Origin of the sequence: Burkholderia sp. Bp9015, from assembly GCF_003853505.1 — a bacterium.
In the GTDB taxonomy this organism is placed as follows: domain Bacteria; phylum Pseudomonadota; class Gammaproteobacteria; order Burkholderiales; family Burkholderiaceae; genus Burkholderia.
In genome coordinates, this window is sequence record NZ_QTPZ01000060.1 from 1 (window position 1) to 24,312 (window position 24,312).

Annotated in this window: 23 protein-coding genes; 13 read left to right on the top strand and 10 right to left on the bottom strand. The window is 69.7% G+C overall.

Annotated elements, in window-relative coordinates:
- The 5 genes from DIE12_RS36260 to DIE12_RS36285 all read right to left on the bottom strand — a co-directional run.
- Window positions 1–2,070: dihydropteroate synthase (locus DIE12_RS36260; RefSeq protein WP_185641258.1), on the bottom strand; the 2,070-nt coding region annotated here is incomplete at its 3' end.
- 46 nt (window positions 2,071–2,116) lie between these two features.
- Entirely contained in the window at window positions 2,117–3,184 is a 1,068-nt protein-coding gene (locus DIE12_RS36265; RefSeq protein WP_124486572.1) for a homocysteine S-methyltransferase family protein, read from the bottom strand.
- Between the two features lie 319 nt (window positions 3,185–3,503).
- Complete coding sequence (locus tag DIE12_RS36270) at window positions 3,504–3,761, bottom strand: DUF3567 domain-containing protein (protein WP_006477667.1); 258 nt, start codon at window positions 3,759–3,761, stop codon at window positions 3,504–3,506.
- 244 nt (window positions 3,762–4,005) lie between these two features.
- Entirely contained in the window at window positions 4,006–5,289 is a 1,284-nt protein-coding gene (locus tag DIE12_RS36280) for a DUF3108 domain-containing protein (protein WP_124520663.1), read from the bottom strand.
- Window positions 5,290–5,426: 137 nt separating this feature from the next.
- Entirely contained in the window at window positions 5,427–6,302 is an 876-nt protein-coding gene (locus DIE12_RS36285) for an IclR family transcriptional regulator (RefSeq protein ID WP_044846196.1), read from the bottom strand.
- A 127-nt stretch (window positions 6,303–6,429) separates the two neighbouring features.
- On the opposite strand from DIE12_RS36285, the gene DIE12_RS36290 reads away from it, so the two are divergent.
- From DIE12_RS36290 to rfaE2, 6 genes are all read left to right on the top strand, one after another.
- A complete protein-coding gene (locus tag DIE12_RS36290) occupies window positions 6,430–7,422 on the top strand; it encodes a fumarylacetoacetate hydrolase family protein (protein ID WP_124520665.1) in 993 nt (330 codons plus the stop codon).
- A gap of 130 nt (window positions 7,423–7,552) precedes the next feature.
- Complete coding sequence (locus DIE12_RS36295; protein WP_124520667.1) at window positions 7,553–8,380, top strand: enoyl-CoA hydratase/isomerase family protein; 828 nt, start codon at window positions 7,553–7,555, stop codon at window positions 8,378–8,380.
- Window positions 8,381–8,459: 79 nt separating this feature from the next.
- Window positions 8,460–9,212, top strand: coding sequence for a PhaM family polyhydroxyalkanoate granule multifunctional regulatory protein (locus DIE12_RS36300; protein WP_124520669.1), 753 nt, complete (start codon window positions 8,460–8,462; stop codon window positions 9,210–9,212).
- A gap of 24 nt (window positions 9,213–9,236) precedes the next feature.
- Window positions 9,237–10,463: a patatin-like phospholipase family protein gene (locus DIE12_RS36305; RefSeq protein ID WP_044846772.1), complete on the top strand. Its 1,227-nt coding sequence runs from the start codon at window positions 9,237–9,239 to the stop codon at window positions 10,461–10,463.
- Between the two features lie 486 nt (window positions 10,464–10,949).
- Window positions 10,950–11,828, top strand: a complete 879-nt coding sequence (locus tag DIE12_RS36315) for a ferritin (protein WP_059451551.1) — start codon at window positions 10,950–10,952, stop codon at window positions 11,826–11,828.
- A gap of 162 nt (window positions 11,829–11,990) precedes the next feature.
- Window positions 11,991–12,476 carry a D-glycero-beta-D-manno-heptose 1-phosphate adenylyltransferase gene (gene rfaE2 / locus DIE12_RS36320; RefSeq protein ID WP_060110665.1) on the top strand — a complete coding sequence of 162 codons (486 nt, stop codon included), beginning with the start codon at window positions 11,991–11,993 and terminating at the stop codon, window positions 12,474–12,476.
- A gap of 16 nt (window positions 12,477–12,492) precedes the next feature.
- On the opposite strand, the gene DIE12_RS36325 is transcribed toward rfaE2, so the two are convergent.
- The 3 genes from DIE12_RS36325 to DIE12_RS36335 all read right to left on the bottom strand — a co-directional run bounded on the left by DIE12_RS36325 (window position 12,493) and on the right by DIE12_RS36335 (window position 14,661).
- The gene (locus DIE12_RS36325; RefSeq protein ID WP_044846779.1) at window positions 12,493–12,735 is read right to left on the bottom strand and encodes a hypothetical protein; all 243 of its coding nucleotides are present in this window, start codon (window positions 12,733–12,735) and stop codon (window positions 12,493–12,495) included.
- Window positions 12,736–12,955: 220 nt separating this feature from the next.
- Complete coding sequence (locus DIE12_RS36330) at window positions 12,956–13,744, bottom strand: type III pantothenate kinase (protein ID WP_124486564.1); 789 nt, start codon at window positions 13,742–13,744, stop codon at window positions 12,956–12,958.
- Window positions 13,741–14,661: a biotin--[acetyl-CoA-carboxylase] ligase gene (locus DIE12_RS36335; protein ID WP_124520671.1), complete on the bottom strand. Its 921-nt coding sequence runs from the start codon at window positions 14,659–14,661 to the stop codon at window positions 13,741–13,743. Before DIE12_RS36335 ends, DIE12_RS36330 begins: the two co-directional genes overlap by 4 nt.
- Before the next feature lie 570 nt (window positions 14,662–15,231).
- On the opposite strand from DIE12_RS36335, the gene DIE12_RS36340 reads away from it, so the two are divergent.
- Complete coding sequence (locus tag DIE12_RS36340) at window positions 15,232–15,741, top strand: hypothetical protein (protein ID WP_044846766.1); 510 nt, start codon at window positions 15,232–15,234, stop codon at window positions 15,739–15,741.
- Window positions 15,742–15,784: 43 nt separating this feature from the next.
- Here the strand turns inward: DIE12_RS36340 and DIE12_RS36345 are convergent, their stop codons facing one another.
- Both DIE12_RS36345 and DIE12_RS36350 read right to left on the bottom strand, forming a co-directional pair.
- Entirely contained in the window at window positions 15,785–16,630 is an 846-nt protein-coding gene (locus DIE12_RS36345; RefSeq protein ID WP_124520675.1) for a tetratricopeptide repeat protein, read from the bottom strand.
- A gap of 14 nt (window positions 16,631–16,644) precedes the next feature.
- A complete protein-coding gene (locus DIE12_RS36350; protein ID WP_124520677.1) occupies window positions 16,645–18,714 on the bottom strand; it encodes a bifunctional 2',3'-cyclic-nucleotide 2'-phosphodiesterase/3'-nucleotidase in 2,070 nt (689 codons plus the stop codon).
- Between the two features lie 225 nt (window positions 18,715–18,939).
- Here DIE12_RS36350 and DIE12_RS36355 point away from each other — a divergent pair, with 225 nt between their 5' ends.
- The 6 genes from DIE12_RS36355 to DIE12_RS36380 all read left to right on the top strand — a co-directional run bounded on the left by DIE12_RS36355 (window position 18,940) and on the right by DIE12_RS36380 (window position 24,307).
- Complete coding sequence (locus tag DIE12_RS36355; RefSeq protein WP_044846763.1) at window positions 18,940–20,064, top strand: ABC transporter permease; 1,125 nt, start codon at window positions 18,940–18,942, stop codon at window positions 20,062–20,064.
- Window positions 20,061–20,990, top strand: a complete 930-nt coding sequence (locus tag DIE12_RS36360) for an ABC transporter ATP-binding protein (protein WP_124486560.1) — start codon at window positions 20,061–20,063, stop codon at window positions 20,988–20,990. The genes DIE12_RS36355 and DIE12_RS36360 overlap by 4 nt, the downstream gene beginning before the upstream one ends.
- Window positions 20,991–21,017: 27 nt before the next feature.
- Complete coding sequence (locus DIE12_RS36365) at window positions 21,018–21,959, top strand: MlaD family protein (RefSeq protein ID WP_124520679.1); 942 nt, start codon at window positions 21,018–21,020, stop codon at window positions 21,957–21,959.
- Window positions 21,960–22,048: 89 nt separating this feature from the next.
- Window positions 22,049–22,672: an ABC-type transport auxiliary lipoprotein family protein gene (locus tag DIE12_RS36370; protein WP_044846778.1), complete on the top strand. Its 624-nt coding sequence runs from the start codon at window positions 22,049–22,051 to the stop codon at window positions 22,670–22,672.
- 19 nt (window positions 22,673–22,691) lie between these two features.
- Window positions 22,692–23,843: a VanZ family protein gene (locus DIE12_RS36375; protein WP_124520681.1), complete on the top strand. Its 1,152-nt coding sequence runs from the start codon at window positions 22,692–22,694 to the stop codon at window positions 23,841–23,843.
- Window positions 23,844–23,989: 146 nt separating this feature from the next.
- Window positions 23,990–24,307, top strand: a complete 318-nt coding sequence (locus DIE12_RS36380) for a ferredoxin (protein WP_044846759.1) — start codon at window positions 23,990–23,992, stop codon at window positions 24,305–24,307.
- The last annotated feature ends 5 nt before the right edge of the window (window positions 24,308–24,312 follow it).

Sequence of the window (24,312 nt, forward strand, 5' to 3'; positions counted from 1 at the left end):
GATGTCGTCGTCGTTGACCGTGTTCGCCGGCAGCAGCGAGATCACGCCGTTCGCGGTCAGCCAGCGGCCCTGGATCAGGCGCGCGAGCATCGACTTCGCGTCGGAGAACACGCGCCGCGCCGATTCGCCGACGATCTCGTCGTTCAGGATCGCCGGGTACGGGCCCGCGAGATCCCAGGTCTGGAAGAACGGGCCCCAGTCGATGTAGTTCGCGAGTTCGTTCAGGTCGTAATTCTTGAACACGCGGCGGCCGATGAACTTCGGCTTCACGGGCTGGTAGCCCGCCCAGTCGATCTTCGTCTTGTTCGCGCGCGCCTGCTCGAGCGTGACCATCGGCTGCGCCTTGCGGTTCGCGTGCTGGTCGCGGATCCGGTCGTAATCGGACTTCAGCTCGTCGAGGTACTTCGCCGCGCCTTCGTCCGACAGCAGGTTCGACGCGACCGACACGGAGCGCGACGCGTCCGGCACGTAGACGACCGGGCCTTCGTAGTGCGGCGCGATCTTCACGGCCGTGTGCACGCGCGAGGTCGTCGCGCCGCCGATCAGCAGCGGGATCTTCTTCACGCGGAAGTAGTCGTCGCGCTGCATTTCGGACGCGACGTACGCCATTTCCTCGAGACTCGGCGTGATGAGGCCCGACAGCCCGATGATGTCCGCGCCCTCGACCTTCGCCTTCGCGAGGATCTCGTTGCACGGGACCATCACGCCCATGTTGACCACTTCGAAGTTGTTGCACTGGAGCACGACCGACACGATGTTCTTGCCGATGTCGTGCACGTCGCCCTTCACGGTCGCGATGACGATCTTGCCCTTCGCGCGCACGTCGCCGCCCGCTTCCGCGAGCAGGCGCTTTTCTTCCTCGATGAACGGGATCAGGTGCGCGACGGCCTGCTTCATCACACGCGCCGACTTCACGACCTGCGGCAGGAACATCTTGCCCTGGCCGAACAGGTCGCCGACGATGTTCATCCCGTCCATCAGCGGGCCTTCGATCACGTTGATCGGACGGCCGCCGGCCGCGGCGATCTTCGCGCGGACTTCCTCGGTATCCTCGACGATGAAGTTCGTGATGCCGTGCACGAGCGCATGCGAAAGCCGCTTCTCGACCGGCTGGTTGCGCCACTCGAGGTTCTCTTCCTTCTTCGCGCCGCCCGCCTTGAACTTGTCGGCGATCTCGAGCAGTCGGTCGGTCGAATCGTCGCGGCGGTTCAGGATCACGTCCTCGACGCGCTCGCGCAGCTCCGGGTCGAGATCGGCGTACACGCCGAGCTGGCCCGCGTTCACGATACCCATGTCCATGCCCGCCTGGATCGCGTGATACAGGAACACGGTGTGGATCGCCTCGCGCACCGGGTCGTTGCCGCGGAACGAGAACGACACGTTCGACACGCCGCCGCTCACCTTCGCGTACGGCAGGTTCTGCTTGATCCAGCGGGTCGCCTCGATGAAGTCGACCGCGTAGTTGTTGTGCTCCTCGATGCCGGTCGCGACCGCGAAGATGTTCGGGTCGAAGATGATGTCTTCCGGCGGGAAGCCGACTTCGTTCACGAGGAAGTCGTACGAGCGCTTGCAGATCTCGGTCTTGCGTGCGTAGGTATCGGCCTGGCCCGTCTCGTCGAATGCCATCACGACCGCGGCCGCGCCGTAGCGGCGGATCAGGTTCGCGTGGCGGCGGAACGCGTCCTCGCCTTCCTTCAGCGAGATCGAGTTCACGATCGCCTTGCCCTGCACGCACTTGAGGCCGGCTTCGATGACTTCCCACTTCGACGAGTCGATCATGATCGGCACGCGCGCGATGTCCGGCTCGGACGCGATCAGGTTCAGGAAGCGCACCATCGCCGCCTTCGAATCGAGCATCGCCTCGTCCATGTTGATGTCGATCACCTGCGCGCCGTTCTCGACCTGCTGGCGCGCCACCGCGAGCGCCTCGTCGAACTGGCCGTTGAGGATCATCCGCGCGAATGCCTTCGAGCCGGTGACGTTGGTGCGTTCACCGACGTTGATGAAGAGCGTTCCGGACGTGACGTTGAACGGCTCGAGGCCGGCAAGGCGCATCATGTGATCGGTCATGGCGGTGCGAATTCGTATGAGGTAGGGCGGGCGTTGATGCGGTCGGTCAGGCGGCGTCGCTGTACTGGCTCGGCCAGCGGCGCGGTTTCACGTCGGCGAGCGCCTTCGCGATCTCGGCGATGTGCTCGGGCGTCGTGCCGCAGCAGCCGCCGGCGAGGTTCACGAGCCCGGCCTGCGCGAATTCCTTCAGGAGGCCCGACGTGACGTCCGGCGTCTCGTCGAAGCCGGTGTCGCTCATCGGGTTCGGCAGGCCCGCGTTCGGGTAGCACGACACGTAGGTGTCGCACAGCTTCGCGAGCTCGGCGATGTACGGACGCATCAGCGCCGCGCCGAGCGCGCAGTTCAGGCCGAACGTGAGCGGCTTCGCGTGGCGCAGCGAATTCCAGAACGCCTCGACCGTCTGGCCCGACAGGATGCGGCCAGATGCGTCGGTCACGGTGCCCGAGATCATGATCGGCAGGCGCTCGCCGGTGTCCTCGAACAGTTCGTCGAGCGCGAAGAGGGCGGCCTTCGCGTTCAGCGTGTCGAAGATCGTCTCGACGAGGAACAGGTCGACGCCGCCGTCGAGCAGCGCCTTCGCCTGCTGGTAATACGCGTCGCGCAGCTCGTCGAACGTGACGTTGCGCGCGCCCGGGTCGTTGACGTCCGGCGAGATGCTCGCCGTCTTCGGCGTCGGCCCGATCGCGCCCGCGACGAAGCGCGGTTTGTCGGGCGTCGCGTAGCGGGCCGCCGATTCGCGCGCGAGCCGCGCCGATTCGACGTTCATCTCGACGACGAGGTCTTCCATCCCGTAGTCGGCCTGAGCGACCGTCGTCGCGCCGAAGGTGTTGGTTTCGACGATGTCCGCGCCGGCCGCGAAGTACTGGTCGTGGATCTCGCTGATGATCTGCGGCTGCGTGAGCGACAGCAGTTCGTTGTTGCCCTTGATGTCGCGCGGGAAATCCTTGAAGCGCTCGCCGCGATACGCGGCCTCGTCGAGCTTGTAGCGCTGGATCATCGTGCCCATCGCGCCGTCGAGGATCAGGATGCGCGATTTCAGCAGCGCGGGCAGTGCGGCGCCACGCGTGTAGGGCGCGTCGAGCGGGGTGGAAGCGGCGAGAGGAGTCGCAGACATGGGCGAGAGACCGGCGAAGACGGGAAAACCGTCATTGTAGCCGGTGCGCCGGGGCGCCGCCCGGCCTCGCGCGGCGCGCAGCCGGCCGGCGCGGCATGCGGGTGGCGCGCACGGTCGTGGTGCAGGCAACGGTGCGGGCCCGATGCCTGCGTGCGTGCGGTCTGCGCGCAATGAACGTGCGTACCCGTATGCGGGTCGCGCACCGGCCGCATCAAACGAAAACCCCCGCCCGGCGAACCGGACGGGGGCTTGGATCGGAGTGCTCGCGGCGCCGCTTCAGTGCGGCGAATGGCCCGGCGATGCGCCGGGCCGCGGGTCGTCAGTGCAGGACGACGGGCATCATCATCAGGCTGTCGAACTGTCCGAGGAATTCGTCCACTTCGTCGAGCGACGGTTCATCCTCGATCAGCTGCTTCACGTGTGCGCGGAATCGTTCGGCGAGCTCGCCGTCGATGAAGATCTCGCGCTGGGCGTTCTTGTCGACGATTTCGTATCCGCCGGCATTCATCAGATGGTGGCCGGCCTGCGGCGCAAATTCGACGACGCAGTAGTTGGGGCTGTTGTAGATCATTTGCATGGCGGCACTCCTCTTCGCAGTGGCATCTGGCCTTGTTGTCCCGTAGGTGGGGCGGGCTGTGCCGGTTTCAAGGGGCTTGCGCTGCACACCCCGTTCTCCCGTTTGCGTGGGGTGTATCGGTTAGAAACCAATGTCTATCAAACGTTTCTTATTGTGATCCGGTGGACTGAAATAGTTGTTAAAGAGTGTCATCGGCCATTTCGGCGAGTCCTTTAATCGGTCGAAATTGCCGATTGGTCGACCGTCACGGCGCGGACGGCGCCGAGGCCGGCAGTGCAGACGCTGGCGCTGGCGGTTGCACGGCGGGCGGCGGCGCGGGTTGTGCCGGCTCCGCGGCCGGTGTGCTGGCAGGCGCGTTGGTTGCGCCTTCCTTCGTTGCGCCTTGCGTCGCGCCGGCGGTCGGTGCATCCGGCGGGGCGAGCCGGCCGTGCCACAGCAGCTCGATCTGCGAACCATTCGGTTCCGATTGTACGAGCCTCGCGGGCAGCCAGTCGAGCGACGGCGCGAGCCACATGTCGATGCGGCGCGTGTCGCCGTCGCGGCGTGGCAGCCGCATGAAATGGCGTGCCCGGATGATGCCGGCCTGCGTCTGCACGTCCTCGTCGCCGATCACCGTGATCGGCCAGGTCTCGCCGCTGTTGTTGTCGATCACGAAGAACTGTTGCGTGACGCCCGGCTTGTACATGGCCGGATTGCCGCGCACGAGCCCCGACAGCTGCATCAGCATGCTGAAGCGATCCTGCACGCCGTCGGGCAGCGGCGCGTTGTTCGGCGTGCGCGTGAAGACCACCTGGCGGATCTCGCGGTTGAAGATCGCGATGTCCTCGGGCCGCTTGCCGCGCTTCTCGATATAGCGGTCGGGCGCGACGCCGAATGCGTCGATGCGGCCTTCGCTGCGGTAGGAGAACGGGCCGACGAACGGCACCGGCATCGACACCGACAGATCGTAGGTGCGCCCGTCGGTGCGCCAGTGGATCGTGCCGATCATGTTCTGCATCCCGTTGTAGAACGTGTCGTACTGCAGGTCGCCGGGCGGCGGCGCCGCGAACTTCACGCCGCTCGTCGCGGGGCCCGGCGTCGCGGCACTGGCGCCACCGGCGGCATCGCCGGACGATGCCGCGTGCGCGCCCGATGCGCCTGTCGTGCCGCTCGCGGCGGAGGCGGCGGCCGGCGGCGGCTCGCCGTGCTCGGCCGTCTGCGTCGACGTGAGGACCGGCTCGGGCGACGGCGCGGGCTTCGGTGCAGGCTTCGGCGTGGCGGGAGCCGGTTTCGCCGGCGCCTGCTCGGCCGGATGTTCTATCGGATGTTCGGCCGGCTTGGGCGCAGGCTGGCGCTCGATCGGTTGCGGCTTCAGCAATTCGATCTGCACCGGTATCGCGGCGGGCGCGGGCGGCGTGAACGCGTCGCGGCTGCGCGTCAGCCACAAGGCCGCAAGCGCGTGCAGCACCAGCACGACCACGAGCGCGATGCCCACGCGCAGCCAGCGGCGGGGCGGGGCGTGACGAGGACGGGTGTCGGCAGGCGGCATCGGCGAAACGGTACAGGGTTGGGGCGGTCGCGGCGCGCAGCGCGCGTCACAGCCGTCGGACCGCCGGATGCGCCGCGCGTTCGCGGTACATCGCGCGGGTGTCGCACGTGTGTTGCGCGCCCGGCGTGTCCGGCGTGTCAGGCGTCGCGCGCGTCCGGACTATAGCCGAGTTCGTAGGACAGTTTCTGCGCGCAGGCACGCAGCGCGGTGTCGATTTCGCCGCCCCACGCGATGTCGAACATGCCTTCCTGGCCGAGCGCGACGATCGCGAGCGCGAGTTCGCCGACCGCGTCGAACACCGGCATGCAGAACGCATGGATCGTCGGCAGCAGCATCCCTTCGACGCGCGCGGCCTGATGCGCACGCACGTCGGCGAGCACCGCCTCGACCTCGTCGAGCGTGCGCGGGCCGCCGTGATGCGGCGAGCGGCGCGTGTCGGCGAGCTCGCGTTCGAGCATCGCCGCGGTCTTGCTGCGCGGCAGGTACGCGGCGAACAGCAGGCCCGTCGCGGAGCCGAGCAGCGGCATCACGTCGCCGAGCTTCAGCGACGCCTTCGCGGGATGGCTCGATTCCATCCAGTGCACGATCGTCGGCCCCTGGTTGCCCCACACCGCGATGCCGACCGTCTGGTCGACGCGGTCGCGCAGCTCCGTCAGCGCGATCCGCGCGAGCTTCACGCCGTCGACGCGCGCGAGCCGCGCGAGCCCCATTTGCAGCGCGAAGCCGCCGAGCTCGTAGCGGCCCGACACGGGATCCTGCGACACGACGCCGAGCCGCGAGAAGCTGACCAGGTAGCGGTGCGCCTTCGCCGGGCTCATGCCCGCGCGCTGCGCGAGGTCGCGCAGCATCATCGCGCGCGGCTCGCTCGTGAGCACATCGAGCAGGCGGAAGCCGACCTCGATCGACTGGATGCCGGAACGGAGCTTCTCGCCGCCTTCACCGTGTTCGCCGGCGCCGGTGTCGTCGGTGTCGGAATCGGCGGGATCGTCGTCGGGAAGCGGGCTGGCAGGCATGGGCAACGGGGGCGCGACAAGGCGGCAAGGGTCGGGACGAAAACGGCGCGCACGATCGTGGCGCGCCGCACGGATTCACCATCGTAAAATAGATTCCCTCCATCGTCACTAAAACGGCAGATACCCCATGAAACTTGCATCGCTGAAGGACGGCACGCGCGACGGCCAGCTGATCGTCGTGTCGCGCGACCTGCACACCGCGGCGATCGCCGATGCGATCGCGCCGACGCTGCAGCGCGTCCTCGACGACTGGGCGTTCTACGCGCCGCAACTGCGCGACCTTTACGACGCGCTGAACCACGGCCGCGCACGCAACGCGTTCGCGTTCGATGCGGCGAACTGCATGGCGCCGCTGCCGCGCGCGTTCCAGTGGGCCGACGGCTCCGCGTACGTGAACCACGTCGAGCTCGTGCGTCGCGCGCGCGGCGCCGAGATGCCGCCGGAGTTCTGGACCGATCCGCTGATGTACCAGGGCGGCAGCGACGATTTCCTCGGCGCGCGCGACGACATCGTGTGTCCGTCCGAGGAATGGGGCATCGACTTCGAGGCCGAAGTCGCGGTGATCACCGGCGACGTGCCGATGAGCGCGTCGCCGGACGACGCGCTGAAGGCCGTGCGGCTCGTCACGCTCGTGAACGACGTGTCGCTGCGCAACCTGATTCCGGCCGAACTCGCGAAGGGCTTCGGCTTCTTCCAGAGCAAGCCGGCCACCGCGTTCGCACCGGTCGCGGTGACGCTCGACGAGCTCGGCGACGAATGGCGCGAAGGCCGCGTGCACCGGCCGATGATCGTCCACTGGAACGGCAGGAAGGTCGGCCAGCCCGACGCGGGCACCGACATGGTGTTCCACTTCGGCCAGTTGATCGCGCACGCGGCGAAGACGCGTAACCTGCGTGCCGGCTCGATCGTCGGCTCGGGCACGGTGTCGAACAAGGACGCGAAGCGCGGCTACTGCTGCATCGCCGAGAAGCGCTGCCTCGAGACGATCGAGCACGGCGCGCCGCAGACCGAATTCATGCGCTACGGCGACACCGTGCGCATCGAGATGTTCGACGCGGCCGGCAAGTCGATCTTCGGCGCGATCGAGCAGGCGGTCGCGCCGCCCGACGGCGCGGCCTGACGCAAACGCGCCAGTCGACGCGAAACCCGGCCCCGGCCCGCGCGCCGGGTTTCGCCTGATGTTTGCCCGCGCGGGCTTGGCTACACTCGATTCAGGCGCTTCAGGCGTCTCGAGAACCCGGGAGCTGCGCATGGCCGATCTCGCCGCATACGGCGGTTACGAAGCACTGAAGGTGACACGCCGCGATCACGGCGTGCTCGACATCGTGATGAGCGGCGAGGGCGCGAACCGCAGCGGTCTCGCGACTGCGAACGAGCACATGCATCGCGAGCTCGCCGACATCTGGCGCGACGTCGACCGCGATCCCGACACGCGCGTCGCGGTGATCCGCGGCGAGGGCAAGGGCTTTTCGGCGGGCGGCGATCTCGCGCTCGTCGAGGCGATGGCGAACGACTTCGACGTGCGCGCGCGCGTGTGGCGCGAGGCGCGCGACCTCGTCTACAACGTGATCAACTGCAGCAAGCCGATCGTGTCCGCGATGCACGGCCCGGCCGTCGGCGCGGGGCTTGTCGCCGGACTGCTCGCCGACATCTCGATCGCCGCGAAGGACGCGCGCATCATCGACGGCCATACGCGGCTCGGCGTCGCGGCCGGCGATCACGCGGCGATCGTGTGGCCGCTGTTGTGCGGGATGGCGAAGGCGAAGTACTACCTGCTGCTGTGCGAACCGGTGAGCGGCGAGGAGGCCGAGCGGATCGGCCTCGTGTCGCTCGCGGTCGAGCCGGCCGACCTGCTGCCGAAGGCGTACGACGTTGCCGAGCGGCTCGCGCACGGATCGCAGTCGGCGATCCGCTGGACCAAGTACGCGCTGAACAACTGGCTGCGCAGCGCCGGGCCGACGTTCGATACGTCGCTCGCACTCGAATTCATGGGCTTCTCCGGGCCCGACGTGCAGGAAGGCATCCGCTCGCTGCGCGAGCGGCGCCCGCCCGACTTCCCCGGCGACGCACCGTTCTGACGCGCGTTATGATCGAACCAAAGGCGGCCGCTCGATCCGTGCCGGCCGCTTCGCTCCCCCAGTCAACCAGGACGCCCGTATGACGACCGATGCCCCCGGCTCCAATCCTTTCGCCGGCTTTGCCGGTTTCAAGCCTGCCGACATGCTCGACCGGATGTGGGACATGATGCGGATGACGCCGTTCGGCGGGATGGCGTCGTTTCCCGGCACCGCGTCGGGGCTGCCGCCTTCGCTGTCGAGCATGTCCGACATGATGGCGCCGCTCACGAGCGTCGAGGAACTCGACAAGCGGATCACCGATCTGCGTGCGGTCGAGCAATGGCTCAAGCTCAATCTCGGGATGCTGCAGTCCGCGATCCAGGCACTCGAGGTGCAGCGCGCGACGCTCGCGACGCTGCGCGCGTTCGGCGCGTTCGCGCAAAGCTCGATGTCGGCGGCCGAGGAGGCCGCGGTTGCGGCCGCGCAAGCGGCGTCCGCGCCGCGCGCCGACGCGCAGCAAGCGCCGGACGCCGCCGCCGCGGACGCGCCGCCGGCTGGCGACACCGCGCAACAGGCGTTCGATCCGGCCGGCTGGTGGAATCTGCTGCAGGCGCAGTTCAACCAGCTCGCGAGCCTCGCGATGACGCAGCCGGGGGCGCAGCCCGCGGCACCGGACGACGCCGCACCGCCCGAGCAGGCCGCACCGGCCGCGCGGACGGCACAGCCCGCGCCGGCCGCGGCCGCCGCGCCGCGCAAGCCGGCCGCGAAGCGCGCGAAGCCGGCCGATTCGGCCGCGGCGCGCGCGGCAGCCGCTTCGTCGCCCGAAACGCGTCCGCCGAAGCGCTCGACGTGACGCGAACCGGATAGCAGGTCGATCATGCGGCTCGCGCTCGTGCTGATGGGAGGCGGCGCACGCGCCGCCTATCAGGTCGGCGTGCTGAAGGCGCTGGCCGAAATCGCGCGCGAGGCCGATCCGAACCGGCAGACGGTGCCGTTCACGGTGGTCTGCGGGTCATCGGCCGGCGCGATCAATGCGACGTCGATCGCAAGCCACGCGGACGACTTTTCGCACGGCGTGCGGCGCCTGCTCGAATTCTGGGAGCCGCTGCGCGCCGACTACGTGTATCGCACCGACTGGCTCGGCATCGCGGCGGCGGGCGCACGCTGGCTCGCGACGATGACCTTCGGCTGGGCGGCGCGCCGCTCGCCGCGCGGGCTGCTCGACAACGCGCCGCTCGCGCACCTGCTGCAGCGCGAGCTGAGCTTCCACCGGATCGAGCAGATGCTCGAGGCCCGCCTGCTGCATGCGCTGTCGGTGACGGCGCTCAGCTATTCGAGCGGCCGGCACCTGACCTTCTACCAGGCCGCCGAGCCGATCCAGGCATGGCGGCGCGCGCAGCGCACCGCACGGCTCGTCGATCTGTCGGCGTCGCACCTGCTCGCGTCGTCGGCCATTCCGTTCGTGTTCCCGGCCGTGCCGCTCGTGCTCGACGGCCAGATCGAATACTTCGGCGACGGGTCGATCCGCCAGGTCGCGCCGCTGTCGCCGGCGATCCACTTCGGCGCGGACCGGATCGTCGTCGTCGGCGCGGCCGATCCGCGGCCCGAAATTCCCGCCGCGAACGGCTCGGGGCTGGTGCGCGGTTACCCGACGCCCGCGCAGATCGGCCAGCAGGTGCTCGCGAGCGTGTTTCTCGACTCGATCGGCTCGGACATCGAGCGGATCGAGCACATCAACCGGATGATCGAGCATTTGCCGCACCAGGTCGAAGTCGACAGCGGCTGGCGGCACGTCGACGTGCTCGCGATCGCGCCGTCCGAGCGCATCGAGCTGATCGCCGCGAAACACCTGAAGCAGATGCCGGCGACGATGCGCGGGCTGCTCGGCGCAATCGGCGGCAGCCAGCCGGCCGGCGCGTCGTTCGCGAGCTACCTGTTGTTCGAGGAGGCGTTCACGCGCGAGCTGATCGAACTCGGCTACCGCGACGGACGCGCGCAGCGCGACACGCTGGCGGACTGGATCGCCCGGGCCGACGGCGGCAGCGCGCCGGCGGCCGGCACGCCGCCCGAAGGCGGTCTCGCGACAGGCGAAATACGGGTCTGACCGACAGGCCCGGGCAGGCCCGAAAGCGACTCAGCTTACATTTCGGTTGCGTTTTCGCGACGGGGCATGCGACCGATCGCCGCACCGCCGTTGGCGGCCCGCGACCGGTTCCGCGTCTCGGAACCGTCATGTGTGCGTGCTATCATGGCCGCCGCCGTATACACCATATCGAGCAGCCCGCCGGTCCGGCGGTCGCACGGGAACCCGTCCGGGGACCGCGTGGCGCCGGGCGGGCTCGCCACCGAGCCGGCCTGCGCCGGCCCCCACATCAGGCACGCGCGGTCGGTTCCGTTCGAGTGGAGCGGGGTCGCGGCGTGCTTCAAGGCGGCTACGCGGCCGCCCGGCTGCCGAACGCGGAATCTGCGTCCGGGGGCTGGATTCACGCGTAAAATTAGAGTCTTGGCTGCAAAAAGCGCGTTCGCGCGCCCGCGCGGCAACAGTCACGTTTAGAGAAGTCGCATTGCGCAGAACAGGGGTGGGACCATCATGAACACCATGCTTTATCCGGAACTTTACAGGTCGCTCGAAGCTGTCCGCTGGGACATGGAGAAGGACATTCCGTGGGACAAGTTCGACGCTTCGCTGCTCACCGACGAGCAGGCGAAGACGATCAAGATGAACGCGATCACCGAATGGTCGGCGCTGCCCGCGACGGAAATGTTCCTGCGCGACAACCAGCACGACAGCGATTTTTCCGCGTTCATGAGCGTGTGGTTCTTCGAGGAGCAGAAGCACTCGCTCGTGCTGATGGAATACCTGCGCCGCTTCCGGCCGGAAATGGTGCCGACCGAAGAGGAACTGCACGCGGTGCGCTTCGAGTTCGACCCGGCGCCGCCGCTCGAGACGCTGATGCTGCACTTCTGCGGCGAGATCCGCCTGAACCACTGGTATCGCTGCGCGGCCGACTGGCACACCGAGCCGGTCATCAAGCACATCTACGAAACGATCTCGCGCGATGAAGCGCGCCACGGCGGCGCTTACCTGCGCTACATGAAGAAGGCGCTGAACAACTGCGGCGACGTCGCGCGCGCGGCGTTCGCGAAGATCGGCGTGCTGATGGCGTCGGCGCGCCGCACCGAGAAGCCGCTGCACCCGACCAACCTGCACGTGAACCAGGCGCTGTTCCCGCGCGACACCGTGCAGTCGCGCCTGCCCGATCCGGAATGGCTCGAGCGCTGGCTCGACGAGCAGATCCGTTTCGACGGCGAGTGGGAAAAGAAGGTCGTCGAGCGGATCCTGCACAACCTGTCGATCCTGTTCGAGCGCACCTTCGCGACCGCGCAGGAACTGAACCGCTATCGCAAGGAAGTCACCGGCCGCCTGCAGTCCGAAAGCGGCCCGTCGTCGGCCGCGCAACCGGCCTGAGGCCGCGCGGCGTCGCAGCCGGCGTGAAGCGCCGCCGGCCGCGCTCGCCGCCCCGTATTCCCGCATGAAGCCCGCCCGGCGATCCGGCGGGCTTTTTATCTGGCGCCGCCGTGTTCCGTCGCGACGTGCACCGCGCGCCGCTCACGCCATCCGAAATCCATCATGTCCGCTACCTTCGAACGCAAGCTGATCACCCGTGACGCCCTGGTTGCGCTGCGCGCTTCGCTGCCTTCGCCCGTCGTGTTCACGAACGGCGTGTTCGACATCCTGCACCGTGGCCACGTCACCTATCTCGCCGATGCGAAGGCGCTCGGCGCATGCCTGATCGTCGGCGTGAACAGCGATGCGTCGGTGCGCATGCTCGGCAAGGGCGACGACCGGCCGATCAACCGCGAGGACGACCGCATGGCGCTGCTCGCGGCGCTGGAAAGCGTCGACTGGGTCGTGAAGTTCGAGGAGAAGACGCCGGTGTCGCTGATCGAGGCCGTCCGTCCGGACATTCTCGTGAAGGGCGGCGACTACGACATGGACGCGCTGCCGGAATCGGCGATCGTGCGCGGCTGGGGCGGGCGGGCGCTCGCGATTCCGTTCGAGCACGACCGCTCGACCACCGCGCTGCTGAAGAAGGTGCGCGCGCAGCAGTCCTGATGCGGGTGCCGCGCCGTCAGGGCGCGGATGCCGCGAACGGCTCGGCCGGGACGGCCGGCGCGCCGATCGGGCCGCCGATCACCGGCTGATCGGCCGCCTGCGCGAGCGGCATCGCATGCAGCGCCTCGGGCCGCACCTGCCGGGACAGCACGCCCGGTTCGCGCGGACCGGCCGCCGGCAGCGGCCCGAACACGCCGCGCACGGCGACGAACGCGAGCAGGTTCGCGAGAAAGAGAACAGCGATCAGCCAGCGCAGCATCGTCGACACTCCTCGTCGTTGTTCAGTCGTTCAGTCGGGACGGTCGCACGGCGGGCGTCGTCGTCGTCGCCGGCGATCGTTCGCGTCGACCGGGGCCGCATGCGGCCGGGCTCTCCGCAGGGGCGCCAGGCACCGGCGCCCGTTTTTCCATCGTCACCGCGACGAAGCCCGCAGCCGGGCATCCGTCGATGCGGCCGGCGCGATGCCGGCCGGTTTTACGTCAATCCTGCGCCGCCGCTTCCACGGCGATCAGCGCAAGCCCGGACAGGATCAGCGCATCGTGCCGCGTATGCGGCAGCGTCAGCGCACGCGCGACGTCGTCGGCCGCACCGCCTGCCAGCACGAGCCGCACGGGGGCCTGCCACGCATCGGCGAGATCGCGCCACGCGCGTTCGATCAGCCCCGCCTGCGCGTACAGGCAGCCGGCCGACAGCGAGCGCGGCGTATCGACCTGGAACGGCTCGGCCTGCGCGCCCGCGAGCAGCCCGCTCGCGATGTCGGTGGTCAGCGTCGGCAATTGCGCGGTGTGCGTGCCGAGCGCGCGCATCATCAGCGCCCAGCCCGGCGCGATCAGCCCGCCGGTGAAACGACCGTCCGCCCGCAGCGCTTCGAGCGTCGTCGCCGTGCCGAACGTCGCGATCAGCAGATGCTCGCCCGGAAACGCCGCATGCGCGCCGATCAAACCGGCCCAGCGATCGCTGCCGAGCTGTTCGGGCGTCGTATAGCCGTTCGTCACGCCGCATTGCGCGGGCCGCGAGCGGATCGTCGTGCGCGGCAGGCCGGGCCAACGGGCGTCGAGCAGCGCGTCGAGCCGGGCGGCCACGTCGGCACCCGCGACGTTCGAGATCCATGCGCCGCGCGGACGCGGCACGGCCGACCAGTCGGGGTCGGCGCCGCCGTCGCGCGTATGGCCGAACGCGCCGGTGTCGACGAGCGTGCGCTGCGCGTCGGCGAGCGCCCACTTGATCCGGCTGTTGCCGGCGTCGATCAGCAGATGCGGTTCGTTCATTGCGCTTCGCGCAGCGATACGTCGCCGGCCGCGATCGCCCGCACGCCATCGGGCGTGTCGAGCAGCAACTGGCCGGTCGCGTCGATGCCGGTCGCGATGCCGCGCGCGCGTTCGACACCCTGTTCGAGCAGCACGACTTCGCGCCCCGCGTACGCGTGCAGCGCGTGCCAGCGCGGCAGGAACGGCGCGAGCCCGTCGGTGCCGAACTGCGCGAGGGCGGGGGTGAGCGCGTTCAGCGCCGCGGCGAGCGTATCGGTGAGGTTGGCCGATGCGCACGCGGCCGACAGCGCGGCCGGCGGCAGCCCGCTCGCGAGCGTCGCTTCGCGCGCGCGCAGCGCGTCGACCTGCGCGGCGACGGCTTCCGCGCCGCGCACGTTGATGCCGAAGCCGATCACGACGGCGGTCGCGTCGGCGGTGGTCCAGACGGTTTCGATCAGGATCCCGGCGAGCTTGCCGACGATGCGCGGCGTGCCGTCGTCGGTGACCGTCAGCAGCAGGTCGTTCGGCCATTTCAGCGCGACGCGCGTGCGGGCGTCGAGCGGCAGCGCGGCGAGCCCTTCCGCGAGCGCGACGCCGATCGCGATGCTGAGGCCGCCGAGCGCGTCCACGGGGCGCGGCACGATGCAGCCGACCGAGCACAGCAGCGCGTTGCCGGGCTGCGCGAACCACGGGCGGCCTTGCCGGCCGCGGCCGGCCGTCTGCTCGAACGCGACGCGCACGAGCGGCGCGGGCAGCGCGTTCGCGGCGCGCGGCAGCGCCTTGAGGCGCGTCGCGACGTCGGCGTTGGTCGAGCCGGTGGCGGCAACGATGTCGAGCGGCCACGCGCGCGGCGCGGCATCCAGGTGCGCCTCGAGCCGGTTGCGCGCGATGTGCGCGTCGCCGGAATCGGGCGTGTCGGAGGAGGTGGGGGCGTTCATGGTGGCTATTGTAGCGACAGGGGCGGAAGCGGCGCTTGGATGCACCGGCAGCGAGATCGACGGTGACGGCCGCGCATCCGGCTCGGCTATCTGTTTTTCAGGCTCGGCTTGCACGGGCGCGCGCGAATGCTCGCAGTCTGTGTCCTGCTTGACCGCGGGCCTGTTGCCGCTTGCGCCTGCCGAACCCGGCACAGTCGCGTACCGCCGCCGGCCGGCATCTTGAATTTGGCGACCGGCACGACTACGTTCGAAGTATCCGCTCTGGCGGCGCGTTCGACGGTGTTGCCGGCAGTAACGCAGACGAATCGGCGCGCGCCGGCGCGTCCTCGTCGTTGCCGCATCGACGGAAATGGCGATGAACCCGCTTCATTCGGGTTCGAGCCCGTCCAGCCTGTTCGCGCGCCTTCACCGCAAGACGCGCCGGATCGCCGATGCCGCCGGGCTCCCGACGACGTGTGCCTGTCGCCGGCTGATGAACTCGCTCGAGTCGGCATGGTCGGCGGTGCGAGCGGGTACGTAGCATAGGCACCGGCGCTGATGCGGCGGCCGACCGTTTTCAAGGAGGTGGCCATGCAACTCCACATGCATTCGCACCATTACGTGCGCCGCATTCCGGTGTGGCGAGCCGCCGTGATCGGCGGGTGCGTGGCCGGTGCGGTTTTCCTCGTCGTCCAGGTCGTCGCGGCGGCAATCATCGGACACGACGCGTGGGCGCCGCTGCGCATGATCGCGGCCATCTACTTCGGCGATGACGCGCTCGCGCCGTCGGCCACGGTCGAAGTGGGGACGCTGCTGGCCGCGCTGGGCGTGCACTTCGCGTTGTCGATCGTATTTGCGCTGGTCCTGGCCGTGATCATTGCGTGTTTCAGCCTGGATTCGAGCATCGGGATGGCCAGCGTGGCGGGGGCCGTGTTCGGCGTGCTGCTGTACGTCGTCAACTACTACGGGATGACGCAGTTGTTTCCGTGGTTCGCCGACGCGCGAGGCTGGGTGAGCGCGCTCGATCACATCGTCTTCGGACTGATCGTGTCCGACTCGTACATGCGCCTGGAACGACCCGCGCGGAGCGGCGCCGCCTGACGCCGGATGCCGCGACGGCACCCGGCCAGGCGGCTCGCGCGCATCACGGCGCGATGACCGGGTGCTTCAGCGCATGCGCGGTTTCGATCCACTGCGCGTGGAATTCGTCCGCGTCGGGCTTGAGCCCCAGCTCGCCGTTGCGATACGCCATCGCGAGCGTCTGCACGGCTTCCGGCAGCTCGTGTTCCGCCGCCCGGCGATACAGCGCGAGCGCGCGCGCTTCGTCGCGCGGCACGCCGCTGCCTTCGCGGTACGCGTTCGCGAGCATGAAGTCCGCGGCCGGGAGGTCCGCGCGCGACGCGAGCTCGAACCAGTGCGCGGCCTGCACGGCGTCCGCGGCGGTGCCGTAGCCGCTGCGATAGATCAGCCCGAGGTAATACGCGGCGGCCGGATCGCCCTGTCCGGCCGCTTCGCCGAGCAGCGCGCGGGCGCGTGCGTAATCCTTCGGGATGTCGCCGCTGCCGAGCAGCAGAGCCTTGCCGAGTGCCAGCTGCGCACGCCGCGCGGCCGGCGTGTCGGCACGGCCGTCCGCCTGCGCGGCGGTTTCCAGCCAGCCGCGTCCCTCGTCGCGCAGCCCCGGCTCGCGCGCATCGACGAGCGCGATGCCGAGCGCCGCCTGCGCGTCGCCCGAACCGCGGCGCGCGAGGGCGCGCAACTGCGCGAGCGCATGCGGCTCGACGGCCTGCGCGACCATCGCCTGCCATTCGTCGAGCTGCGCGGCGCTCGGCGAGGGGCCGGCGGCGCGCCAGCCGGTCGCGGCGACCACGGCCGCGACGGTCACGGCCGCCGCCGCGAGCAACGCGGCCGGCGGGAGTTTCGCGCGCAGCACGCGCCGCGCGGCGGCGGCGAAGCCGGCCTCGGCCGGCCGCATCGTCCGGATCGGTTGCATCGCGGGTCTCATGGTCATTGCGTGATGTCGATCTCGTAGACGGCGAGGTTCTTGCCCGAGCCGTCGTCGGCCGCAACCTGCGTGAGGCCGCTCAGGCCGGCAGCCGCCGCGTCGCCGAGCCGGTTCGGCGCGGACGTGAACCGCACGTGCGCGACCGAGCTCGCGAGCTTCGTGAAGCGCCAGCTGCGCTGCGCGCCGTCGGCCGCGCGCGTGATCGCGCCGCGTTTCTTGATGAATGCGATCAGCACGTCGCGGTTCGCGTCGGGCGACGCGAAGATCGTCTTGCTGCCGTCGAGGCCCGGGAAGTTGCCGCCGCCGCTCGCGCGGTAGTTGTTGGTCGCGACGATGAACTGCGCGTTCGGGTCGATCGGCGCGCCCTTGTACGTCAGGTTCCTGATGCGGCTGCCGACCGGCTGCGTGACGTCGATCTCGTACGCGAGATCGGCGGACGTGAACATGTCGAAGTTGTAGCCGGGGAAGCTGCTGACGAGCGGCTGCACGGTCGCCTGGGTCGGGTCGATCGTGTTGAAGCGTTTCGCGGCCGTCTCGAGCCAGTTCTTCACGTCGCTGCCGCTCACCTTCACCGCGTACACGGTGTTCGGATACAGGTACAGGTCGGCCGCGTTGTTGATCGCGAGCGCGCCGGGCGCGACGTCGGTGTAGTCGCTGCCGCCGCCGAAGCCGCTCTTGAACGGCGCGCTGACCGACAGCACCGGCAGCGACGCGTATTGCGGCAGGTTCGCCTGCACGTAGGTCTTCACGTAGTCGGCCTGCGCCTCGTTGACGATCTGGATCGCGCCCGGATCGCCGACGTCGGCGAAGTACGAGTTCATCCGGTAGTCGGTCGAGCCGATCGGCGTCTTCACGTAGTCGATCGTCGCCTGGTGCTCGGCGGCGATCGCGGCGGACACCGACGGATCGGCGGCGACGTAGCTCTTGTCCGCGTTCTGGATCGGCCGCGCCTCGACGGTCGTCTGCGACTTGTCGACGCTCCAAGTCTTGCCGTCGAACTCAAGACCGAGCTTGATCACGCCGAGATGCTTGCCCCAGTAGTTGGCCATCACGGTCGGCACGCCGTTGACGGTGCCCTTCGCCTTGTCGACGCCCGGCAGGTTGAACTGCGCCACGGTGCTGTTCGCGTCCGGGAACACCTGGTGCGAGTGGCCGATCAGCATCGCGTCGATGCCGGGCACCTTCGACAGCCACCAGCTGCCGTTCTCCATCGTCGGCGAGTACGCGGTGTTGTCGAGGCCGCCGTGCGAGATCGCGACGACGAGGTCGGCGCCCTTCGCGCGCATCTCCGGAACGTACTTCTCGGCCGCTTCCTTCAGGCCGGTCGTGTAGACCTTGCCGTCGAGCCAGCGCTTGTCCCAGCTCATGATCGCGGGCGGCGTGAAGCCGATGATGCCGATCTTCACCGGCGCGCTGACGGTCTTGCCGTCGGGCGTGACGGCCGTCACCGTGCGGGTGAGGATCGTGTACGGCGTGAACAGCGGCGCGTTGGTCCTCGCGCTGATCACGTTCGCGAGCACCTGCGGGAAGTTCGGGCCCGCGCACTTCTTCTGCTGAGCGGGGGCCGGCAGCCCGTCGACGTCGAACGTGTTGCCGGTCACCTGCGACAGGTACGGCAGCCCGTAGTTGAACTCATGGTTGCCGATCCCGCCGCCGTCGAACTTCGCGGCGTTCATCACCTTGTAGATCGCGAGCGTCTGGTCGCAGCCGATCGGGTTCACGAGCGCCTGGTAGTCCGACAGCGCGGTGCCCTGGATCGTGTCGCCGTTGTCGAGCAGCAGCGTGTTCGGGTACTGCGCGCGCGCCTGCGCGATCAGCGTCGACACGCGCTCGAAACCGAGCGACTTGTCGGCGGCGAGCTTGAAATAGTCGTACGACAGCACGTTGGTGTGCAGGTCGGTCGTTTCGAGCAGCGCGAGCGTGGCGGTCGTGCCGGCGGGCGCCTGGGCCTGCGTCTGCGATGACGGCGGAGCGGTGACGTCATCGCCGCCGCAACCGGCGAGGGCGAAGGCGAGGCTGGCGAGTGCGGCGGCGGCGGTCGCGCGGCGGCGGGAAAGCGGGGGGAGACGCATCGATTGTCCTGTTCGGTGTTCTGTTCTATGAATCGCGAGGCGCGCCGCGAGATGGCGGCGCGGGCGCCGACGGCCTGATGTGCGGCGCGTGAGAGTATCGAAAGGAAACGTGACGGAAGAATGAAAGGTCGCGCCCGGCCGCGCGCCCCGGCGGCAATCCTCACGTCGCGGCGCCGGGCGGTTCGCTACAATGGCCGCTGTCATCCTTTTGCAAACAATCCGCCCTTGGACTTCGAGACTCCTCCCGGCCTGTCGGTCGACGCCGGCGGCCAGGGTCAGACGGTGCGCCTGTACGGCCAATGGACCGCACTCGCGCTTGCGCGCAACCGCGGCGCGGTCGCGCGCCGCATCGCGGGCATCGCGTCCGGGCGCGTGAACGAATGGGATCTGTCCGGCATCGAGCGACTCGACCACGTCGGCGGCCAGGCGCTGTGGCGCGTGTGGGGCCGCAAGCTGCCGGCCGGCGTCGAGCTGTCCGCCACGCAGCGCACGATCTTCGAGCGGATCGAACGCCTCGACAGCCAGCGCGAGGCGCCCGAGCGCGTCGTGCGGTTCGATCCCGTCACGCGCCTCGGCCAGGCGATCTTCGCGTTCGCCGAACACCTGCAGGGCGGCATCGCGATGTTCGGCCTCGTGATCCTCGATGCGCTGTCGGTGCTGCGCCGCCCACAGACGATGCCGTGGAAGGAAACCTCGGCAAACATCTACAGCGCCGGCGCGCAGGCGCTGCCGATCACCGCGCTGGTCGCGTTCCTGATCGGCATCGTGCTGAGCTACCTGTCCGCGCAGCAGCTGCAGATGTTCGGCGCGAACCGCTACATCGTGAACATCCTCGGGCTGTCGGTGATCCGCGAGCTGGGGCCCGTGCTGTCGGCGATCCTCGTCGCGGGCCGCTCGGGCTCGGCGATCACCGCGCAGATCGGCGTGATGCGCGTGACCGAGGAGCTCGACGCGATGCGCGTGATGGGCATCCCGCACGGGTTGCGGCTGATCCTGCCGCGCGTGCTCGCGCTCGGCGTCGCGATGCCGCTGCTCGTGATGTGGACCAACATCATCGCGCTCACCGGCGGCGCGCTCGCCGCGAAGCTGGTGCTCGGCATCGACGTCAACTATTTCGTGCGCTCGCTGCCGGGCGTCGTGCCGATCGCGAACCTGTACATCGGCATCGGCAAGGGTGTCGTGTTCGGCATGCTGATCGCGCTGGTCGCCTGTCATTTCGGTTTCCGGATCAAGGCGAACTCGCAGAGCCTCGGCGAAGGGACGACGACCTCGGTCGTCTCGTCGATCACGGTCGTGATCCTGGCCGACGCGGTGTTCGCGATCCTGTTCCAGAACGTGGGGCTCGGATGAATGCGTCGAACGAACCGGCGGCCGGTGCCGCCAGCGCACATGCCGCGGCAATCGGCGCAGGCTCGGTCGGCACGCCGCCGGGCGCCGCCGTGCCCGGCGACGACCTCGTGATCGAGGTGCGCAACCTGACGAAGCGCTACGGGCGCAACATCATTCACCAGAAGCTCGATTTCGACGTGCGGCGCGGCGAGATCGTGGCGATCGTCGGCGGCTCGGGCTCGGGCAAGACGACGCTGGTGCGGCAGATCCTCGGCCTCGAGCGGCCGACGTCGGGCACGATCAAGGTGTTCGGCGAGGACACGTCGAAGATCGACGACGCGACCGCGCGGATGATGCGCACGCGCTCGGGGATGCTGTTCCAGCAGGGCGCGCTGTTTTCGTCGATGACGGTGTTCGACAACGTCGCGCAGCCGTTGCGCGAGCTCGGCCGCGTGCCGCCCGACCTGCTGCACGACATCGTGATGCTGAAGCTCGAGATGGTCGGGCTGCCGTGCAAGCACGCGTCGAAGATGCCGGCCGCGCTGTCGGGCGGGATGGTGAAGCGGGTCGGCATCGCGCGCGCGATCGCGCTCGAGCCGGAGCTGCTGTTCCTCGACGAGCCGACCGCCGGCCTCGACCCGCAGGCGTCCGACGAATTCGTCGAGCTGATCGCGACGCTGCACCGCACGCTCGGGCTGACGGTCGTGATGGTGACGCACGATCTCGACACGATGGTCGCGCTGTCGACGCGCGTCGCGGTGCTGGCCGACCGCAAGGTGCTGGTCGCGGCCCCCGTCGAGGAGGCCGCGAACGTCGACCATCCGTTCATCCACGAATATTTCCTGGGGCTGCGCGGGCGCCGCGCACTGCAGGCGCTGCCGCCCGAGCGGCGCGCGAAGCTGCCGAAGGCGGCCCTCGAACCGGCGCCGTCGAGCGTCGATCTGTAAGCAAGGCAAGAAGCAAGGAACCCGCGAATGGAAAACAAATCACATGCGTTCTGGGCCGGCCTGTTCACGATCGCGCTGACGCTCGCGATCGCGGGCACCGTGTTCTGGTTCAACGTCGACCGTACCGTGCGCGTGCCGTACGACCTGCTCGCGCGCACCAACGTGACGGGCCTGTTCCCCGATGCGGCCGTGCGTTTTCGCGGCCTCGACGTCGGCAAGGTGCAGTCGATCGGCTTCGATCGCGCGCATCCGGGCCAGATCCGGATCCGGATCCTCGTCGATCGCGACGCGCCGATCACGCAGTCGACCTACGGCAGCCTCGGCTTCCAGGGCGTGACGGGCATCGCGTTCGTGCAGCTCGAGGATACGGGGCGCGACCTGGCGCCGCTGCCGTCGTCGCCGAAGGCGATCGCGCAGATCCCGATGCGGCCGAGCCTGTTCGACCAGATCCAGGAGCGCGGCGACGTGCTGCTGCGGCAGCTCGAGCTGGCGGCGAAAAGCGCGAACGCGCTGATGTCGCCGGAGATGCGCGAGCAGCTGCGCGCGACGGCCGAAAGCCTGCAGCACGCGGCGGACGGCGCGGCGACGCTGTCGAAGCAGCTCGCGCCGGCGGTGGCCGCGCTGCCGGAGACGATGCACCAGGTCGATCGCGCGATGGCATCGGCGAACACGCTGCTGCAGCCGAACGGGCCGCTCGTGTCGAACCTGAACAAGGCCGGCTCGGCTGCCGAGCAGGTCGGCGTCGCGCTGAACGACCTGAACGCGCGGGTCCAGTACGACACGCTGCCGCGTTTCAACGCGCTGGCCGGCAGCGTCGGCGATGCGTCGCGGCAATTGAAGGACGTCGCCGGTGAACTCGGCCGCAACCCGCGCAGTCTGTTGTTCGGCTCGCCCGGCTCCGCGCCCGGGCCCGGCGAGGCGGGCTTCGTCTGGCCGGGGGCCGGGGCCGGGGCCGCGGCCGGGAAATGAAGCGCATCGCCAGCCCGCCGCTCGACCGGCCCGGCGCGAGACCGGGCCATCACGCCATCGAAACCGGAAACATCATGCAGGAACATGCCATGCCACGAATCCTTGACCGCGCGCTGCGTCCGGCAGCGACCGCGCTCGCGGTGCTGACGCTCGCGTTCGCTGCCGGCTGCGCCGGCAACGCCGCGGCGCTGTCGAACGTCCGCTACGACCTCGGGCCGGCCGCATCGGTCGTCACGGCCGGCACCGGGCCCGCGCTGAAGGTGCTCGACGTCGCCGCGCCCGACGCGCTCGACACGGACAAGTTCGTCTACCGCCTCGCGTATGCGGATGCGCAGCGCATGGCCGTCTATCGCGACAGCCGCTGGACCGCGCCACCCGCGCAACTGCTCACGCAGCGGCTGCGCGGCGCGCTGTCGTCGCGCGGCGCGGTGCTCGAAGGTACCGACGGCGTGCGCGCGCCGACGCTGAAGGTCGACCTGAACGAATTCGAGCAGGTGTTCGACGGGCAGTCGCAGAGCCACGGCGCGGTCACCGCGCGCGCGACGCTGATGCAGGACGGCAAGGTGCTCGGCCAGCGCACCTTCGTCGCGCGCGCGCCGTCGAGCACGCCCGATGCGGAAGGCGGCGCGCGTGCGCTCGCGGCCGCGAGCGACGAGCTCGTGTCGCAGATCGCCGCGTGGGTCGGCGTGCAGGCGTACGCGGGCAACCCGTGACGCACCACGCGCAGCCGCGATGAGCGCGCCGGGCACGTCGCGCGCGTCGTCGCTGGCGCGGCAGGCGTTCGCCGCGTATGCGGCGCTCGTCGTCTATGCATCGCTGTATCCGTTCGACGGCTGGGTGTCGCTCGGCATCGGGCCGTTCGACTACCTGTTCGCGCCGATGCAGCGCTATGTGACCGCGTTCGACGTGGTCACCAACGTGCTCGGCTACCTGCCGTTCGGCGCGCTCGGCGTGCTCGCGCTGCATCCGCGCTGGCGCGGCGTGGCCGCGACGCTGATCATCGGCGGCCTCGGCGTGCTGCTGTCGGGGTCGATGGAGGCGCTGCAGACCTACCTGCCGACGCGTGTCGCGTCGAATCTCGACCTCGCGGCCAACGCGCTCGGCGCGCTGCTCGGCGCGGCGCTCGCGGCACCGGCCACCGGCGCGCTGCTCGAGCGCGGCGCGCTGCGCCGGCTGCGCTTCGCGTGGTTCGAGCCCGACGGCGCGACGCCGCTGCTGCTCGCCGGACTGTGGCCGTTCGCGATCCTGTTTCCGTCGCCGTTCCTGTTCGGCATCGGCGACTGGCCGGCCGCGCTGTGGGAACGCGCCGAGGGCTCGATGCAGGACGCGCTGCTCGCGTGGCTGCCGGCCGCGTGGCGCGTGAGCGAATGGCCCGAGCGTGTCGACGGCTGGCTGTCCGACTCCGCGTGGGAAGCCGCGCTCGGTGGCCTGATGCTGTTCGCCGCGCTGGCGATCGCGTCGCTCGCGATGCGCGAGCGCGCGCCGCGCGTGCGGCTCCTGATCGGGTTCGTCGTCGCGACGCTCGCGCTGAAGGCGGCCGCGACCTTCATGCAGTCGAGCACCGGCCTCGTCGTCGTGTGGGCGACGCCCGGTGCGCGGCTCGGCATCGAGCTCGGCTTCGCGGCGGCCCTGCTCGCATTGCGCGTGCCGGCCGCGTGGCGCGCGCTGCTCGCGGCGCTCGCGCTGCTGGCCGGCGTGGCGCTCGTCAACCTGCTGCCCGTCAACCCGTTCTTCGACTTCACGCTGTCGGGCTGGCGGCAGGGCCGCTACGTGCACTTCAACAGCATCGCGCGCTGGCTCGCGTGGATCTGGCCCTACGCGGCGCTGATCTGGCTCGGCCAGCGCGTCGAGCACGCGTGGCTGCCGGCCGCGCCGCGGCGCTGACGCGGCACGCCGGGCAGGGCGGCCACGGTTCGGTCGCGGGCAGCGGCGCGCGCCGCTCGTTATAATCGTCCGCACATCCGTTGCCGCGCGCAACGGCGATCGCCCCTCTTTCCGCCCGGCACCGCGCCGGGCCGCTCGTCACCATCATGGATTCCTACTACCAGCACCACGTCTTCTTCTGCCTGAACCAGCGCGACCCGGGCGCCGAGCGTCCGAGCTGCGCGCAATGCGATGCGCAGACCATGCAGGAATACGCGAAAAAGCGCGTGAAGGAACTCGGCCTCGCGGGGCCCGGCAAGGTCCGCATCAACAAGGCCGGCTGCCTCGACCGCTGCGAGGAAGGGCCCGTGATGGTCGTGTATCCGGAAGGCACGTGGTACACGTACGTCGACCAGGCCGACATCGACGAGATCGTCGAATCGCACCTGCGCGACGGCAAGGTCGTCGAGCGCCTGAAGATCTGAGCGGG

Excerpts from the sequence above, each read along its gene's own strand:
- DIE12_RS36265 (WP_124486572.1), bottom strand. The coding sequence starts at position 3,184 with ATGTCTGCGACTCCTCTCGCCGCTTCCACCCCGCTCGACGCGCCCTAC.
- DIE12_RS36270 (WP_006477667.1), bottom strand. The coding sequence starts at position 3,761 with ATGCAAATGATCTACAACAGCCCCAACTACTGCGTCGTCGAATTTGCG.
- DIE12_RS36280 (WP_124520663.1), bottom strand. The coding sequence starts at position 5,289 with ATGCCGCCTGCCGACACCCGTCCTCGTCACGCCCCGCCCCGCCGCTGG.
- DIE12_RS36285 (WP_044846196.1), bottom strand. The coding sequence starts at position 6,302 with ATGCCTGCCAGCCCGCTTCCCGACGACGATCCCGCCGATTCCGACACC.
- DIE12_RS36290 (WP_124520665.1), top strand. The coding sequence starts at position 6,430 with ATGAAACTTGCATCGCTGAAGGACGGCACGCGCGACGGCCAGCTGATC.
- DIE12_RS36295 (WP_124520667.1), top strand. The coding sequence starts at position 7,553 with ATGGCCGATCTCGCCGCATACGGCGGTTACGAAGCACTGAAGGTGACA.
- DIE12_RS36300 (WP_124520669.1), top strand. The coding sequence starts at position 8,460 with ATGACGACCGATGCCCCCGGCTCCAATCCTTTCGCCGGCTTTGCCGGT.
- DIE12_RS36305 (WP_044846772.1), top strand. The coding sequence starts at position 9,237 with ATGCGGCTCGCGCTCGTGCTGATGGGAGGCGGCGCACGCGCCGCCTAT.
- DIE12_RS36315 (WP_059451551.1), top strand. The coding sequence starts at position 10,950 with ATGAACACCATGCTTTATCCGGAACTTTACAGGTCGCTCGAAGCTGTC.
- rfaE2 (WP_060110665.1), top strand. The coding sequence starts at position 11,991 with ATGTCCGCTACCTTCGAACGCAAGCTGATCACCCGTGACGCCCTGGTT.
- DIE12_RS36325 (WP_044846779.1), bottom strand. The coding sequence starts at position 12,735 with ATGCTGCGCTGGCTGATCGCTGTTCTCTTTCTCGCGAACCTGCTCGCG.
- DIE12_RS36330 (WP_124486564.1), bottom strand. The coding sequence starts at position 13,744 with ATGAACGAACCGCATCTGCTGATCGACGCCGGCAACAGCCGGATCAAG.
- DIE12_RS36335 (WP_124520671.1), bottom strand. The coding sequence starts at position 14,661 with ATGAACGCCCCCACCTCCTCCGACACGCCCGATTCCGGCGACGCGCAC.
- DIE12_RS36340 (WP_044846766.1), top strand. The coding sequence starts at position 15,232 with ATGCAACTCCACATGCATTCGCACCATTACGTGCGCCGCATTCCGGTG.
- DIE12_RS36345 (WP_124520675.1), bottom strand. The coding sequence starts at position 16,630 with ATGCAACCGATCCGGACGATGCGGCCGGCCGAGGCCGGCTTCGCCGCC.
- DIE12_RS36350 (WP_124520677.1), bottom strand. The coding sequence starts at position 18,714 with ATGCGTCTCCCCCCGCTTTCCCGCCGCCGCGCGACCGCCGCCGCCGCA.
- DIE12_RS36360 (WP_124486560.1), top strand. The coding sequence starts at position 20,061 with ATGAATGCGTCGAACGAACCGGCGGCCGGTGCCGCCAGCGCACATGCC.
- DIE12_RS36365 (WP_124520679.1), top strand. The coding sequence starts at position 21,018 with ATGGAAAACAAATCACATGCGTTCTGGGCCGGCCTGTTCACGATCGCG.
- DIE12_RS36370 (WP_044846778.1), top strand. The coding sequence starts at position 22,049 with ATGCCACGAATCCTTGACCGCGCGCTGCGTCCGGCAGCGACCGCGCTC.
- DIE12_RS36375 (WP_124520681.1), top strand. The coding sequence starts at position 22,692 with ATGAGCGCGCCGGGCACGTCGCGCGCGTCGTCGCTGGCGCGGCAGGCG.
- DIE12_RS36380 (WP_044846759.1), top strand. The coding sequence starts at position 23,990 with ATGGATTCCTACTACCAGCACCACGTCTTCTTCTGCCTGAACCAGCGC.